The 16,468-nt window shown below is 50.9% G+C and carries 14 protein-coding genes; 5 read left to right on the forward strand and 9 right to left on the reverse strand.

All coding sequences use genetic code 11. The annotated features are described in order from the left end of the window. Nucleotides 1-115 precede the first annotated feature (115 nt). Together IR195_RS04615 and IR195_RS04620 are read left to right on the forward strand one after the other, a co-directional pair. Nucleotides 116-784, forward strand: coding sequence for a GntR family transcriptional regulator (locus tag IR195_RS04615; protein ID WP_125746075.1), 669 nt, complete (start codon nt 116-118; stop codon nt 782-784). A gap of 97 nt (nt 785-881) precedes the next feature. Continuing rightward, nucleotides 882-1,430 (forward strand): DUF1415 domain-containing protein, encoded by a 549-nt coding sequence (locus IR195_RS04620; protein WP_206048880.1) that lies wholly within the window; start codon nt 882-884, stop codon nt 1,428-1,430. A 58-nt stretch (nt 1,431-1,488) separates the two neighbouring features. On the opposite strand, the gene IR195_RS04625 is transcribed toward IR195_RS04620, so the two are convergent. From IR195_RS04625 to IR195_RS04660, 8 genes are all read right to left on the reverse strand, one after another. After that, complete coding sequence (locus IR195_RS04625; RefSeq protein ID WP_206048881.1) at nt 1,489-1,983, reverse strand: GNAT family N-acetyltransferase; 495 nt, start codon at nt 1,981-1,983, stop codon at nt 1,489-1,491. Between the two features lie 23 nt (nt 1,984-2,006). Then, a complete protein-coding gene (locus IR195_RS04630) occupies nt 2,007-2,999 on the reverse strand; it encodes an LLM class flavin-dependent oxidoreductase (RefSeq protein ID WP_125746081.1) in 993 nt (330 codons plus the stop codon). 133 nt (nt 3,000-3,132) lie between these two features. Next, complete coding sequence (locus IR195_RS04635; RefSeq protein WP_206048882.1) at nt 3,133-3,819, reverse strand: SDR family oxidoreductase; 687 nt, start codon at nt 3,817-3,819, stop codon at nt 3,133-3,135. Between the two features lie 76 nt (nt 3,820-3,895). After that, a complete protein-coding gene (locus tag IR195_RS04640) occupies nt 3,896-5,182 on the reverse strand; it encodes a nitrate regulatory protein (RefSeq protein ID WP_146942793.1) in 1,287 nt (428 codons plus the stop codon). A 115-nt stretch (nt 5,183-5,297) separates the two neighbouring features. Continuing rightward, nucleotides 5,298-6,650 (reverse strand): NarK family nitrate/nitrite MFS transporter, encoded by a 1,353-nt coding sequence (locus IR195_RS04645; RefSeq protein ID WP_206048883.1) that lies wholly within the window; start codon nt 6,648-6,650, stop codon nt 5,298-5,300. Nucleotides 6,651-6,951: 301 nt separating this feature from the next. Beyond that, a complete protein-coding gene (locus IR195_RS04650; RefSeq protein ID WP_125746089.1) occupies nt 6,952-7,971 on the reverse strand; it encodes a patatin-like phospholipase family protein in 1,020 nt (339 codons plus the stop codon). 104 nt (nt 7,972-8,075) lie between these two features. Continuing rightward, entirely contained in the window at nt 8,076-9,173 is a 1,098-nt protein-coding gene (locus IR195_RS04655) for a CZB domain-containing protein (RefSeq protein WP_125746091.1), read from the reverse strand. A gap of 228 nt (nt 9,174-9,401) precedes the next feature. Continuing rightward, nucleotides 9,402-10,127 (reverse strand): murein L,D-transpeptidase catalytic domain family protein, encoded by a 726-nt coding sequence (locus IR195_RS04660; RefSeq protein WP_206048884.1) that lies wholly within the window; start codon nt 10,125-10,127, stop codon nt 9,402-9,404. Between the two features lie 127 nt (nt 10,128-10,254). On the opposite strand from IR195_RS04660, the gene IR195_RS04665 reads away from it, so the two are divergent. After that, entirely contained in the window at nt 10,255-11,895 is a 1,641-nt protein-coding gene (locus tag IR195_RS04665; RefSeq protein ID WP_206048885.1) for a L,D-transpeptidase family protein, read from the forward strand. Between the two features lie 136 nt (nt 11,896-12,031). Here the strand turns inward: IR195_RS04665 and IR195_RS04670 are convergent, their stop codons facing one another. Continuing rightward, nucleotides 12,032-13,720, reverse strand: coding sequence for a peptidoglycan DD-metalloendopeptidase family protein (locus tag IR195_RS04670; RefSeq protein WP_206048886.1), 1,689 nt, complete (start codon nt 13,718-13,720; stop codon nt 12,032-12,034). A 634-nt stretch (nt 13,721-14,354) separates the two neighbouring features. Between IR195_RS04670 and IR195_RS04675 the strand changes: the two genes are divergently transcribed. Both IR195_RS04675 and IR195_RS04680 read left to right on the forward strand, forming a co-directional pair. Beyond that, the gene (locus tag IR195_RS04675; protein ID WP_146942787.1) at nt 14,355-15,275 is read left to right on the forward strand and encodes a LysR family transcriptional regulator; all 921 of its coding nucleotides are present in this window, start codon (nt 14,355-14,357) and stop codon (nt 15,273-15,275) included. 99 nt (nt 15,276-15,374) lie between these two features. Then, nucleotides 15,375-16,415, forward strand: a complete 1,041-nt coding sequence (locus IR195_RS04680; protein WP_206048887.1) for a glutathione S-transferase family protein — start codon at nt 15,375-15,377, stop codon at nt 16,413-16,415. The last annotated feature ends 53 nt before the right edge of the window (nt 16,416-16,468 follow it).

The following is a 16,468-nucleotide window of genomic DNA, read 5'->3' on the forward strand; positions in this document are numbered from 1 at the left end:
ATCGATTTTTATGAATAAAATAGAATATAGGCTAGGCTATTGTGAGACGTCAACACCTAGCCCTAGAATCTCCGTTAACAGACGCGTTCGCGAAGATGCGCAAAAGGATCACGGAATGAACAAGCACATCCCTCCTGCTGCTGATACAGCCTCCAGCCCTATTTACGATGCGTTGCGCAGAGATTTAGTCGGTGGCCGCTTTGCGGCGGGAGAAAAATTAGCCATTAATGCGCTGAAAGAGCACTACCAGGTAGGGCTAAGCCCGCTGCGTGAAGCATTAAATAAACTGGCGGCGTACGGTTTATTAATCCAAGAAAACCAACGTGGCTTCAGGGTTCCGAAGCTGTCGAGGGAAGAGCTGGATGATATTGCACGCTTGCGCACTGAACTAGAAGGCATGGCGTTTGAGCGTGCCATTGCCCACGGCGATGCGGTCTGGGAAGCCGATCTTTTGGCGGCGGCTCATCGCTTAAAACGTGCGGATGTATCACTCGATAAAGGGGAGGAGTGGGAGCGTTTACATACTCAGTTCCATCGCACTCTGGTGGCGCCTTGTGGGTCGGTGTGGTTACTGCGATTTATAGAACAGCTGCACGACCAGTTTGATCGCTATCGCCGCTTGGGGCCCAAAATGCCCTCTATTCGACAAGAGTTGGACGAACAGCACCATCAATTGGTGGAGCTGGCGTTAAACAGAGATGGAAAAGCGGCTCGGGCCCTAATGGATGATCATATTCATAAGTCTTATGAAGTGGCGTTGGCACGGTTTCAGGAACACGTCTGAAGCATTTACTGGTTCTTGCAGGTACACTCTTTCTTACCGATACACGAGCAGGTTCTAACCGTGGTAACAGCCACTCTAATGTAAGGTAGTAGGCGTGATGCAAGAGGCGGATAATCAGATAGCAGAGCAAACGTTAGCGTGGGTACGCAGCTTTATTGTGGAGCACAATATATGCCCGTTTGCTAAGCGCGAGCTTGATGGCGGTAGCGTTCGGGTCGAGGTGGTACGCTCGAAAAAAGTCGACGTGGCATTGGAAGAACTAATAGCCGAAGTAGAGTGGCTGAACGAGCATCCGGAAACGGAAACCACACTGCTGGTATTTCCTACGCTGTTTAAAAGCTTCGATCACTACCTGGATTATGTCGAGCTTGCCGAAAGCCTGCTGGTCGACCTGGGATATGAAGGTGTCTATCAGCTAGCAACCTTCCATCCTGATTACTGTTTTGCCGATGCTGAGCCTGAAGATGCAGCGAATTACACTAATCGCTCGCCCTACGCGATGGTTCATCTATTGCGCGAGGCCAGCGTCGAAAAAGCGATTGCTTTTTACGGTGATACGGAACAAATCCCAGAACGCAATATTGCTCACTTAACCGAGTTAGGCAGCGCCGCCGCTGAAGAGCTTCTGCAGCGCTGCCTTAAATAACCCGGTGATCTCTCTATGATGTCCTACCAATAAAGCGTGCCTGGTTATTAAGTGGTCACTACAGCGCTTTATACATCACGTAGCTATCGACTAACCCCAGGGATGCGTGCCGATAGGCGTTAGGAATCGTGCCGACAATTGTGAACCCTAGCCGTTGCCACAGGGCGACGGCCACTTGGTTTGTGGCCACCACGGCATTAAATTGCATCGCTTCAAAGCCATGTTGACGTGCTACCTGCTGCGAGTGTTCGCACATCTGGCGGGCGACACCTTTCCCCCTAGCAGCAGGCGTTACCATATAGCCGCAGTTGCAAATGTGTTGGCCAGGGCCTGCAGCGTTGGCTTTTAGATAGTAAGAACCCAGTAACTCGCCTTGACTATCTTTTACCGCAAATGACGCTTTGGGCTGTTGGCACCACAATCTATAAGCTGCTGCAAAGGTAATGTCAGGATCGATAGCGTACGTTTCTTGAGCACTAACGATGGACTGAAAAGTAGGCCAGAAGACCGTGAAGTCCTCTTGCGTCATAGGTGTAAAGCTAAGTGTGGTCATAGTTTTGGCGTTTCATTAATAAGTTATCGAGCGACGTCAGCCACGATTTCATAGCTACGCAAGCGGTCGGCATGATCATAAAAGTCGCTATTGATCATTAACTCGTCAGCGCCAGTACGCGCTTGAAAGGCCTCTAGCTCAGCTTTGACGGTATCGGGCCCGCCAATGATGGCGGCACCTAGGAACTGGCTTACTTGGGAGCGCTCCATCGGCGACCAGTCCATCTGCTCAACCGGGGGCAGCGACTGGGTCGGCTTGCCTCGAATAAGGCTAAGAAATTTCTGCTGGGAGGTCGTTGCTAAGTAATGCGCCATGGCATCATTTTCAGCAGCGATAACGGGTAACCCTACCATGGCATGGGGTTTATCTAAGTGCTCCGACGGCCGGAAGTTATCACGATAAAGCCGCAACGCTTCGAATAAGTATCCCGGCGCAAACTGGGCCGCAAACGCAAAGGGGAGCCCGAGTTTTGCGGCTAGTTGCGCGCTATAGCCACTAGAACCGAGTAGCCAGATAGGTACGTGGGTGCCTTGTCCAGGGACGGCTTTCACACGCTGCTGAGGGTCTGCATCCGTTAAGTAGCTTTGCAGCTCATTTAGCAGCTGCGGAAAATCATCGACGCCCGCCTGTGCATTGCGGCGCATCGCCTGCATGGTGGCGCCATCTGAGCCGGGCGCACGGCCTAGTCCTAGATCAATCCGGCCTGGGTAAAGTGTTTCTAAGGTGCCGAACTGCTCGGCAATCACCAGGGGCGGATGGTTAGGTAGCATAATGCCGCCGCTGCCCACGCGTATCGTGGAGGTTTGCCCAGCAACATGGCCAATTAATACGGCCGTTGCTGCGCTAGCGATGCCGGCAATGTTGTGGTGTTCAGCCAGCCAGTAGCGCGTATAGCCGAGCTGTTCTGTCCGTTGCGCTAGGGACACGCTGTTGCGAAATGTTTCTTCAGCGCTACCACCTTGTCGAATCGGTGCTAAGTCGAGCACGGAAAGGGCGGTATTAGCGAGTTGGCTCATGGGGCACCTGCATTAAAAAGCGTATGGGCGGCTAAATTTACGGCGTGATTTATTAGCACGCTAGGTATTCCAGTGTTATGTGGGCAGGTAAGAAGAAATGCAAGGTGCCATTATTGCCCGTTCGTAGCGTCGCTTAACCAGTGGGTGGCGTTGGCCGAATTAAAATCTCGTTCACATCGACGTGTGGTGGTTGAGAAAGTGCATAAATCACGGCGTTGGCAATATCGCGATCTTCAAGCGCATGCTCTGGTGACTTATCAAAGAAAGGGGTATCCACCATGCCCGGTTCAATCAAGGTGACGCGCATGCCCGTTCCGCGTAGCTCTTCACGCAAGTTATAGCCTATACCTGTCACTGCCCATTTTGTGGCGCTGTACATCGAGCCTGGAATCGTCGTTCGTCCAGCAGCTGAGCCGGTTAATAGTACATGCCCTTTGCTTCGCTTTAGCGCGGGAAGGCATGCCTGAAGCGTTAGCCCTACACCGTAAATATTGGTCAGTATCATCTCACGCCAAGCGTTGTGATCTGCACCGCTAAAACCGCCGGGAGAACCTCCGCGCCCAGCGTTGGCAAAGACTGCATCGATGCGCCCAAATGTTTCAATCGCTTGATCGACCATTGCTTGCTGTTGCGCCATGTCGGTGACATCCAGCGCACACGCCAGCACGTTTTCTGGGCCAAGCTCCTGGGCCAGCGCAGTGAGTTTTTCGGTAGAGCGGGCGGCAAGTATCAGTTTATAACCTTCACGTGAGGCTGCTCGCGCGGTGGCGGCACCAATTCCACTTGAGGCGCCAGTGATCATTAGGACACGGTGCTGCATAGCGTGTGCTCCTAGCTCATTCAGGAAGGGGAGATATTAGAATGGCTAATTGCCCGCAGTGTTGCAAATAGCTGTTTCAGCTTGGGTGCGTGTGTTCGTCTTTGCGTTTGAGCATAGAGGAAAGATCGAGTATTGACTGCGCCATATCGGCCATGCTTTTACTGTGATCCATCGAGGTTTTACGTAAAAAACGGTAAGCCTCTTCTTCGGTCATTTCCTGGTGAGCCATGATGAGGCCTTTGGCGCGTTCGATGAGCTTACGTTCACGCAGGGCTTTGCGGGTATTTTCCAGCTCATCACTGAGCCCTTGAAGGTGGCTCGACTGGGCATGGGCAAGCTCAATTAGTGAACGTCCTAATGGAGAGGTTAAAGCACTAGCTGTCAGCTCACCTAATGGTTGTGTATCGCTTAAGGCAAGAAGCTGTTCACAGGGAGCAAGAGTAGGCTGGTTAAGAGGTGTTTTAGCTTGTTCTAACGTCGCATGCACTTGAGCGATTTTTTGATGACATAACGCCGTTAATTGGTGGTTTAGGGTGTCTTCAACGGCTTTGATGCTATCAATGCGTAATGTGGTTAGGTCGTACCATGTTTCACTAAGCGTTTTGTTTACGCGGCCTTCTTGATGAGAGTGTTGGCAGGCATGTTGGTAAGCAATATTGCGAAGCTGCTGAATCCCATCGAGTGTTCGCGGTGAAAGAGTCTGCAGCCAAATAAGCTCAGCCTCGGATGAGGCAAACTCTTCAAAGGTATCGAAGCAGCGTTGCTGATCGCGTACTAATTGGTGAATCAATTCGCGATGGGCATCGTCGAAATGCCCATGAGTAAAGCCAAAGGCACCACAGGCACGCTCTTGCCCAGCGAGTTCTTTGCCTTGCATAAGGTGGAAAATAGCCACTAGTGCGCGAGTGATATCCGGGTCTACTGAGGTATCTGCTGCTTCAAATACAATGGCGAGGAGTCCACTAATTAAGTGGTTAAAGGCTTGGGTTGCCGCATCGGGAGAGATCGCAAACGAATGTATGGCTTGTCGTAACGCGTTTAGGTCATCCAGGGCAAGCCACACCGCCGCGATCCGCCTGAGTAAGCGTGCTGCTGCCTGTGGTCGTGCTTCTTCGGCAAGTGCTTCTAGCCGCTGGCGCATAACGGTCTCGGCTTCTTGGCTATGTTGTACAAATTCCTTCCGCCGAGAGGCAAACCGTTTACCTTGCGAGACAAGGTAAATCGTCGAAGCACCTCGTTCACGCTGGAGCGCATGGATAAAACCGCTAATGTCGCCAACGATCTCTGAGGTGGTGGCTAAATGGTGCAGGCTATCGATATCGCACCGAAGGGCGGTTAAGAGTAGTTGTTGGGCTGTAGACATAGTGGTTTCCTTTTACTCCCCGCCTGAGATGAATTCCCCTCTGTTGCGATATGTGCCGCGAAAACATGTCGTAAAAAATCATCGCGGATAAAGCATCCAGAGGGGGAAGTGAGTGCTAACGCAGCGAGAGTGCGCCTGCGTTCGTATCGTTGCCAACCGCATCACGATAGGCAGTTGCTTCTTCAGCTTCTGTGGCATCGCTGAAACGTACTACCAGTACACAAGAAGCAAGCACTAATACGGTAATGCCCAGGTAAAAAAGCCCTTGCTGATAACCAAGACTTTCACTCCGGAACAGAAAGGCGGCGGATACGGCACCGACATTTCCACCCGCCCCCACGATACCGGCAACAGCACCGAGTGCTTTTTTATTGATAAAGGGCACCACGCCAAATGTTGCTCCTTCGGCCATTTGAACAAACAGGCTAAAGACCAGCATGATGCCGATTGCGAGGCTTAAGACGTGCATTTGTGAGAAGGCAATGAGCGCTATTCCTTCACATACTAAGGCGATAAACAGCCAGCGGACTCGACCTTTTAAACCGCCTTGTTTGGCGAACAGATCTGAAAAGACGCCGCCAAGGGTACGGGCAAAAATATTCATTAGGCCAAATAAACCAGCGATTAAACCAGCGGTCGCCAGGGTCAGATCAAATTTGTCGAAGAAGTAAATAGCGGCAATATTATTGATGGTTAGTTCGACGCCAAAGCAGAGCCCGTAAACAATAAACAGCGCCCATACGCGAATATCTTTTGCTGCGGTCAGAAAGCTGTGTACAGCGCTATTTTCACCTGTGGCTTCGGGTAGTTCGCCGCGGGCGCGCAGGTCGCTAAAGTTGCCATCGGGAGCATCTTGGGTAAACAGCCAATAGCCAATCCCAGTAAAAAACAGTACGACACTAGGCACCACCATTGCCAAGCGCCACCCTAGCGTTTCACTAACGCCAAGCATTAGTAGACCTGAGAAGATCAACGGCATCAGGATTTGCGTCGTACCGCCGCCCAAATTTCCCCAGCCAGCACTGGTCGCATTGGCGGTGCCAACGACATTCGGAGCAAACATCATCGTGGTGTGATATTGGGTGATCACAAAGGATGCACCGATGGCGCCGATGGCCAGCCGAGCGAGTAAGAAGGTCTCAAAGCTATTGGCAAAACCTATGCCCATAACGGGCACAGCGCCCAGCATTAACAAACCGGTATAGGTTTTACGAGGCCCAATTTTATCGCACAGTACGCCAATGAGCAGGCGGACAATAACGGTAATAGCAACCGAGGCAATAATGGTATTGCCGATTTGCGTTTGGGTGAGTGATAAGTCTTCACGGACCACCGCCATCAGTGGCGCGATGCCAAACCAACCAAAAAAACAGATATGGAACGCGAACCAGGAGAAGTGGAACGCGCGCATTTGAGGGGTAGAGAAGTTTAATAGCCGAATGCGGTTAGCTTTATTGCGAATGTCCATGGATGGCCTCACAGAGCACGATACGAGTGGGTCAAAACATGGCGCTTGGAAAGGCGCTATGTTGTTAACGAGAACATGCCTTCGCCATTGAAGGGCAGGTTCGACGCACTCGTACCCGTTGGGCCTGGTCCACGCCTACCATCATTCAGTAAGAGTTAAGCAAGTAGTTCGCCATAAGATTATTTTAATTTTAAAATCAGTTTCTTATGTTTATTTTTTTGATAGGTGGAGCGTTGCGGCAAGCGGGTAATGCACCAAGGTGGCGCATCTGCAGCAAAGGCGTGCGGCACGTCAGTGCTGATTATTCGTGCAAATAAACAGCGTCAATATCCAGTGTTGAGCGTTCACCTATCGACTCAAAGTGAGTTTCTAGCCAGCGCTCGGCGGCATCGCGCCCTTGCTCAAACAGGTAACATAGGAATGCCCACTCTGAGTTCATTTTGCTCGATACCGAGAGATCCTCTAGCGCCTGTTCGCCACTGATACGGTGGAACAGAGCTTGCTGATAGCAGTTTTCGATACCCTGTTCATCCAGTGTGCGCTTAAGCACTGCAATCATGCGTATTTCTTTAATCAGGGCTGAATTAAAGGTAATTTCGTTTAGTCGATTCATTATGGCTGAGGCAGATGTGGGTATTTCTTCTCTGCTGATGGGGTTAATCTGCACCAATAGAATGTCGCGGGCGCTGCACTCTTCCATTAAAGGGAACAGCGCTGGGTTACCCATATAACCGCCATCCCAGTACGCTTCACCCTCTATCTCAACGGCTTGAAATACAAATGGCAGGCAAGCAGAGGCCATCACCGCATCCACACTCATCTCTTCGCGGCGAAAGACGCGCTGTTTTCCAGTGCGAACGTTAGTGGCGGTCACAAATAGCTTAAGCTGCTCACAACGTCTTACACGTTCGAAATCAATATGCTCGGCAATAATGTCGCGCAGTGGATTAATATTGAGAGGGTTCAGTTGGTAGGGGGACACCAGACGGCTTAAAAGGTCCATGGCCACATAGCCCGGTGAATGATCGAGAGACCAGTTTCCGGTAAGCACATCAAGTGGTGAGCGGCGAATTGGGCTCGCCATCCCTGCTCGACTAACCGCTTTCCAAAACTGGTGTAACGCTTGGCGAGCTGTCTCTTTATTACCGCGGGTGAGGGCATCTGCCATGACCACGCCATTCATTGCGCCAGCGCTTGTGCCACTGATGCCCTCTATGTCGATACGGTCATCTTCAAGTAGGCGATCGATGACTCCCCATGTATAAGCACCGTGGGCTCCACCGCCCTGTAAAGCGAGATCTAGCTTTTTGATCTGCGACATTGCTTTCCCTGCTGAGTGAGTGATTAAAAGCGCAGTAACCCACTCAGCATGGCATAAAAGGGCGTGATATGTGTACGCCTGCTAGGCAGGCGCACAGCACGCTATCAAGGTGAATCTGCTAATGGCGAAGGGCGCCCATTTGAAAGGGGAACCTCATAAACAGCATGTTCCATCAATTTATCAAGCTGGAGCGCTAGCTGGCTGCTGGCTTCTTCCATCATGGCCAGCGCCGCAAGCTGGCCATTGTGATCACCTTGTCGAGCAAACTTAAGAGCTTCTAAACCGCTTTCATGAAAACGCTTATGGGGTGCCGCCAGCGCTTTGTAAGCCTCGGTATGCTTATAGCGATGACCGTCACCCATAAAGTACCAATGCCCAAGCGTGCAGTGCTGGTGATCTTCTAAGCTCTCTTCCAGATGAGCAGAGAGTAGTTGACTATAAAGGCGGCTTTTCCATACCGCATGCTCGAGTTTGGCGGCGTGTAAATAAGCCGTGGTTGTACTGTGGTGTATGACCTTATACATATGGCGTGATTGGTCTATCAACTGCTCAATGACCTGTTCTGCTGCTTGGGCAGCGCTGGTGAGTGCCTTTATTTCCTGCTGCTGATAATCTCGGATCTTTGCGTCTTCATTGACTTGCAATGCAGTGCGCTCGACCCACTGTGCTAGCTGATGTGCTAATTGCCGTGAGTGTTCTGATAACTCCTGCAGGTCCTGCACAATCGCTGGCATGCCTGCCGGTTGTTCATGAAAGTGGGCAACTTCCAAAGCCGCAGTAATCGCTAGCGCTTGTGTATGGCCTGCATTGTGTCCTAATTCGACACTCAACTGGCGTATATCGTGGAAGGCTTGCTCTGTCACTAAAGGGGACGATAAATACGTGTCTGTTTGCTGGCAGCGTTGGCGATGTTGTTGCAATGTTTGTGCGCTTTGCTCGGCTTTATGGAGACGCTCGAAGGTGTCTGTGAGTGTCGATTGCTCGGCAGCAAGGTGCTGAGCATGCACTTCTACGCCCTTGCTCAATGAGCAAAGCATGTCCGCGCCCCTGGCCTGAAGCATGCTGAGTGACTCAACTGGCGTCATCAAGCTGATCGCGCGACAACTGTGACGCTTTTTTTCAGCATCCAGTTGGGCATTCAATGTTGCCACTTCCTGCTCTAGGCGATGGATAGTTTGATACGGGTGCATAAAAGCAAACATGGCCAGTACCTGCAAAATAGTAAATAGTTTTGTGATGTTTTGTCACAAAGTATTGCAGGTAGTTGCTGTGCTTGCCGGAGTTACCTTATATTAATGATAAAAACCAGCCTCTTGTGTTTTATGAGTCTATGTTTCTTAATGTATTTGGATCAGTCTTAAAGACCAGCCTAAAGGCTGGTCTTACACAGTGAGCAGCTTCGCCGCTCGGCAATTTTGCTAGAAAGATGATCAGCGTTGGGCTAGATGGCGAGCATTGTCGTTTGGGCAGCGCAGAAACTGCGATGTTGCTAACCACTCTTCATCCGGATAGTAGGCAAAGACATACTGGTTCTCTTTTAAACTGTCGATAAGCGGATAAGTGATGTCTTCGCGTACGGCAGGGCAGCCGTGGCTACGTCCGAGTCTACCGGTCTGGGCGATAAAGTCGTCGCTAACATAGTCAGCGCCATGAATCACAATTGCTCGCTCAAACGCGAGGTCGTTCACCTCTGGCTCTAAGCCATCCAAACGCAATGAATAGCCATTACGACCATAATAACTATTCATTGTGCGAAAGAGCCCGATGCTGGATTGATGGCTTTCGGGGGTATTGGAGAAGACCTCTGCCAACGCATCGCCTGAACCCTGCCCATGGGAAACCAGCTCTTTGAACAGCAGCTTATGTCGATGTAGGTCAAAGACCCAAAGCCGTGGCTCGGTAGACGGAAGTGAGTAATCAATGACGGCTAAGCGCTCAGCGGTTGGGTCAGCACAGCTAAGTGACTGAGCGGCGAGCCGCAGCGCCTCTGGCGTTGCCGATGGCGCTAGTTGGAGTAATTGATGATGCAAGGGCGAAATGCCGGGTGGCGCGGTAGAAGCGACCTGTGAAAAAAAGCTGGCGGCTTGTAAGGGAAGGCTCAATAACAGCAGTGGAAGCGAAACAATGACGGTAGAAGCACGTAGGTAAAAAAGCATAGAGTGCAATCCTGCAATAGATATCGACGAAGTAGACAGGTAAACGGCTATGATAAATAGATGTAGCGCAATAATGATGAATCGCAATCATAAATAGCGACGATGAATAGTAACGCAAGGAGGAGCGATGAACGAGACAACGTTAATAAGACGATGGGCGATAGGGATGGCCCTGTGTCTGACGCTGGTCCAAGCGCCTCAGTTGGTTACCAGCGCGCAAGCTGATACAGGCGCTCTTGAGCAGGCACTTGCTCAGCGTTTAGCGACTCAATCTAGTGAGTTACTGCCTGTTGAAGACTTTTATCAGCAGCTAAACCAGCGACTCGTCTGGCAAGATAGCAGTCGTGTTGAAGCACTGGTGCAGGCGTTAAATAGCCTTGAAGATGATGGTCTAACGCCTAGTGATTATGACGCAGATATCCTGCTGACTGCATTTCAGGCTAGCCAGCAAGCAGGTGCGTTGGCCCAAGCTGATTTTGATGTTCAGGCAACGACAGCACTTTTGCTTGCACTTGAGCACCTCTCGCGGGGCAAGGTGAACCCAAACGAGGTCGAGCCCAAATGGGATATCCCTAGGCCAGAGCGCCGCTACTCTTTGCTGCGCATTGTCCATGCGGTGGAAAATGGCGATATTCAGGGCGCGCTTGACTATGTAAGGCCCTCGTCAACGGAGTACGCTCAGCTACGTGATGCGCTACGCCAATACCGTACGCTGGCTGAAAAAGGCAGTGTTCCCTATCTGGCAAGTCGCGATGAGGCGTTACGCCCAGGCGATACTAATGAGGATGTACTGGTATTGCGACAGCGTTTGGCCTATTGGGGAGAAACCAACTTGCTGGGGGCGGATAGCAGTGCCTACCCAATGATTGAGGCGCAGTCAGCGGTTAGCAACCAGCGCACTTATGATGCTGAGCTAGAAAGGGCCGTTAAGCAATTTCAACGTCGTCATCAGTTGCAAGAAGATGGTGTTGTGGGCCAGCGCACACGGCTTGCATTGAACACGCCGGTCACGTCGCGTATTGATCAGCTTCGTGTCAACTTAGAGCGGGCGCGTTGGCTCAAGCCTACCCAAACCGATGAGCCGCGTGTGTGGGTCGACATTGCGGGGTATCGACTGCACTACACTCGGCCCAATGGTGAGCACTGGGATGCCAGGGTGGTAGTCGGCACACCGCGGCGCGAAACGCCTATTATTCATTCGGCGATTAGCCACTTAACTATCAACCCGTCATGGACGATTCCACCGACCATTATGCGCGAGGACGTTTTACCTCAGGTTAGACGAGATCCAGGCTATTTGGCCCGGCGCAATATCCAAGTGATAAGTCACTCCGGCGAGCGGTTAGACGCTGGTGCTATTGACTGGCAGCGGCCAGGCGCAGTGATGCTGCGTCAAGTGTCAGGTGGCGGTAACCCGTTAGGCCGCGTGGTGGTACGTTTTCCTAACAATGAGATGATCTATCTTCACGATACACCTGCCAGGGGAGTGTTTCAGCGCGATCAGCGAGCGCTCAGTTCTGGCTGTGTGCGCGTTGAAGGCGTGACGGAATTTGCGCAGTTACTGCTTCAAGATAGTGGCAGTCGCTACCAATTGTCTTCGTTGCTTAACAGTGGTGGAAGTGATCGCAATGTTAATCTGCCGCAGCGTATTCCTGTCGCGCTGCACTACTTAACGGCCTGGCCAAATGCGCAAGGAGAAGTAGAGTTTCGCGATGATATTTATCGCCGCGACGCCGATCTATTGGCTGCATTGTCACGAGCGGTATAACGTGATGGGAGGATTGATGGCTAGATATTTTGTAAGGATGGCTTATCGGCAAGGTTGGTAACGCAGGCTTACTTCAAAGCAATAACGCCGCCCTATAAGGGCGGCGTTACTGTTTGATGCAAAGAGAGTCAGAAAGTTACTGCTCTTCTTCTTGACGCTCGTAGTTAGCAACACTGATAGTGCCTGTCTCACCGCTATCCAGTGCCGCCATCATGGGCTCAGCTTGGCGCTGGAACGCAATCAACGTATCGCCACTAAGGCTGGTGTTTTCAGGCAGCTCTACGTTCATCGCGTTGACAGGCGTGTTGTTGACGATGACCTCATAGTGCAGATGAGGCCCTGTACTCCGTCCGGTGTTGCCTGAAAGTGCAATGCGTTCACCCATTTCGATACGCGCACCTTCGCTGACCAGCGGGCGAGAAAGGTGAAGATAACGGGTTTGATAGCCATTATCATGGCGAACCACAATGTAACGCCCTGCAGCATGATGGTTACCCACTTTTTCCACCCGACCATTGGCGGGAGCAATAACAGGTGTGCCAATAGGCATCGCAAAATCGGTGCCATTATGCGGGCTTATGCGGCCAGTTACCGGATGTTTGCGGCGTGGGTTAAAGTTAGAACTTAGACGGTAATTGCCTTCAAACGGATAGCGCGAGAAAGCAGGATCTAAGCTACTTCCTTCAGGCGTATAAAAGTTACTATCAGTGGCATTACGCAGAAGCGTCAAGTCCATGCGTTCGCCATCGTACTTAACAGCGAGCACGCGAGAGTCAAACGCTTCCCCATCAATCATGTCTGACTCAACTAGCACTTGAAAGCGATCCCCACGACGGCTGTCGCGTCGAAAGTCGAGTTTTTGCTCAAGTAGGTGGGTGAGTTCAGTAACGGCGCTACTGCTTAGACCCGTTGCCTGGGCCGAGCGTGCAAAACTACCGCTTACGCTGCCCGCGTAGAGACGCTGTACTGCTTCACCCTGGCGCTCAATAACCGTGGCGGCAAAGTGTTCTTCATCACGCTCTAGCAAGATACCGTCGCGGGTGTTTTTCATCATACGCAACGACAGCAAACGACCATTTTCATCTAACTTGTAATCAAAACTGTGGCCAGCACGCCAATGCGTAAGCATACGAGGGTCTGGAAGATCCTCTAGCAGCGCCATTACTTCGCTGTAGCCAAGGCCTAGCTTGTTCTGTGCCAGCAACGCGAAGGTCTCACCCGACTCAACAATATGTGTTTTCCATCTGGGAACGTAGGGCTCGTCCGTAGCAAGCTCCAGCTCGAGAAAAGAAATATCACCAAATAGCTCATTGCCATAATCTTCATATGAAGTGGCATCGGCAATTTCTACGGAAGCCGTGTTATCCACATCGCCAGAAGCAGTTTTATCAACTTCGAGCATACCGCTGGAGAGGGTTCCTAGCACCACGGCGATATGGAGCGCGCTGTCATCCAGTTGGGCGCTAATGTGAGGTTGCGTCGTGTCGCTAGCCATTGAGGCTTCGGCGCTAGGAATGACATCCAGATCGACAATTTCTTTAGCAGCAAGGTCGTGCAGCGGAATATTTTCCCGCGTGGCATCAATCGCGCGGGAAGCGCGATCAATGGCTTCAGCAACAGGGGTGCGTTCTTGGCGCAGTGAGGGGACCCCAGGAGCAGAGTCGCTGGGAAGCGGTACAAGCACGCTTTCCAGTGGTGTATGAGCGTGGTTTAAATCGTGGTAGGTCGTAATTAACTTTTGTGTGCCCAGCACAGTGACCATTGTAGCCACGGGTAACAGTAACAATTTATGTGTGCGGGGCAGCGAATGAAGAATTCGCAACATGGGTAAATGGGCCGCCGAGTTCGTGATAAATGAGTAACATGAAAGAAAGTAAACCCAGGAACCATACCCCATGAGGGTAAGAGTGAACAGACTGTATACCTGTACACTAAATGTACTTCATTGAAATACGGAAGTAATAAGCAAGTAAATCTGTTTATGAACGCCGTTCGCTAAAAAAAGTAACTTCTCGATAGCCGTGTTAGGGCTAAGTGGGCAGACTAATTAACCATAGGGAGGTGGCGCTAAGCAATATTTTCCACCAACTTTAAAAGTTAAATTAATTTTACAATGCTTTTGTATTATATTTGTATCATTTTTGTCTAAAAGTTTAGGCGACTTGAAAGCCAACCACTCGTCATCAGGTGGTCTTCAGCAGATTTGTTAAGGGCGCTTAGTAATTGGCGGTGTGAGATGCTGTCTTTTTTGTAAAAAATTGTTTCTTTGTCGTGTTTGGCAATTTTAGTGTCGATTAACCGCGACTTAAGGAAAAAAGAGTCAGCTAGCCCCTCTTGGCGGACTGATACCTAGGAATAATTGTTTGCAAGCAAGTACTCAGCACTTTTTCCTGGCATTCTATATGGGTTTTTCGAAGATCAAGCGGACTATTTCGCTGTTTAGCGTCGAGGGAATCGAAATGTCTCGAGTAACTCTTGCACAGTGGCAGATGCTGGCAGCCGTCGTTGACCATGGTGGGTTTGCGCGGGCGGCCGAGGCTATTCATAAAAGCCCATCTACGCTTAACCATGCCGTGCACAAGTTAGAAGAGCAATTGGGTGTTCAGGTGTTAGAGCCGGTAGGTAGGCAAGTACGCCTAACTGAGGCGGGCGAACTCTTATTGCGCCGAGCTCGCCAGTTAATTGAGAGTGCCGCTTCTTTAGAAGATGTTGCTACCCGTTTGGCTGCTGGCTTGGAAGCTGAAATCGTGGTCGCTATTGATCAGATTTTTCCAGCCGCTGCCCAAGCGAAAGCGCTTGAGCGTTTCTCAGAAATGTATCCTCAGGTCAGAGTACAGTTGCATGAAAGCGTGCTAAATGGTGGTACGGAGATGCTTCACGATGGCCGTGCCGATCTCGTGGTTTCAGGGATTGCGGCTCAGGGGTATTTAGGTGAACCACTGGTGAACGTGCGGTTTATCGCTGTGGCACACCCAAGCCATGAGTTACACCAGCTTAGCCGCTCGCTAGACCTGAGGGATCTAACCCAGCATCGCCAACTGGTCGTACGTGATTCAGCGCTACGCCAGTCGACTAATTCCGGCTGGCTGAAAGCGGAGCAACGATGGACGGTGAGTCACTTAAACACGTCTTTAGATATGTTGAAGCGTGGATTAGGGTTTGCCTGGATGCCAGAAACCCGTATTGCTGATGAGCTTTCAAGTGGGCAACTCAAACCTCTGCCGTTGAGTGCTGGAGGGATACGTATGGTGCCCATGCAGTTGATATTCAGAGACCGAGATCGCGCTGGCCCTGCAGCCCACGCGATGGCACAGGCATTGAAGCAGGGGGTGAGCGAACTCTGTCCTAAGGATTCGATTTCATCGAATGAATCGCCGTAAAACATCCGCTTGAGCATCGGGAAAGCGGGCGTATGCTAAACGCCATCAGCATTATTAATGCGTTTACTACATACGATTATTACAACAGGAGACCGCCCGATGGGACTGCTTGTTAACGGCGAATGGGTTGATCAGTGGTACGACACTAAGAAGCATGGTGGCGAATTTGTCCGTGAGTCTGCTCAGCTGCGCGACTGGGTGGGCGACGATTCCATAAGAGAAGTGCTGTCAGGCGGTGCATCGTCAGGCAAACAGTGGCAAGGGCAGCGCTACCCCGCGCAAGCAGACCGTTATCATCTTTATGTCTCTTTAGCCTGCCCTTGGGCGCATCGAGTTCTGATTATGCGCAAATTAAAAGGGCTGGAATCACTTATTGGTGCCTCTCATGTCAGCCCTTTGATGCAGGATAAGGGTTGGACGTATAACCAAGCTGAGGGCTCCAGCGGGGATCCTGTTAACCACGTCGACTATCATCACCAGCTCTACACGATGAATGACTCTACCTATACGGGACGCGTCACCGTACCGCTGCTTTGGGATAAGCAACGTAGCGCAATAATCAATAATGAGTCAGCTGATTTGATACGCATTTTTAATCACGCGTTTGATAAGTTGACCGGTAACGATTTAGATTTTTACCCTGATGACCTGCGTAGCACCATTAACGACATCAACGACGATGTGTACGAGCATATTAATAACGGTGTCTATAAGTCGGGTTTTGCGACGGATCAGCAGGTGTATGAAAAGCATGTGCAGGCGCTGTTCGATGCCTTAGATCGAATGGAAAAACGTTTGAGCGAGCATCGTTATCTAGCGGGGGAGTGGTTAACAGAGGCGGATATTCGGCTTTTCACTACGCTGATCCGTTTTGATGCTGTCTACTACGGTCATTTTAAGTGCAATTTAAAGCGTATTGAAGATTATCCAAATCTAGCAAATTACGTTCGCGAGCTGTATCAGTGGCCGGGCATTGCAGAGACCGTCAATATGGACCAGATAAAACGCCACTACTACTACAGCCATGACAAGATTAACCCTACACGCATTGTGCCTGCTGGACCGCTATTGGATTTAGATCGCCCTCATGATCGTCAGCGTTTGCCAGGGCAGGGCATCCGTCGTCGGGCTTCATACTAGTTGATAAGCAGAGCGCTGCTCAGAAACTGCCTCTCAAATCTCGTTACTAACAA

The sequence above is a fragment of the Vreelandella venusta genome (assembly GCF_015689495.1).
GTDB lineage: Bacteria > Pseudomonadota > Gammaproteobacteria > Pseudomonadales > Halomonadaceae > Vreelandella > Vreelandella venusta.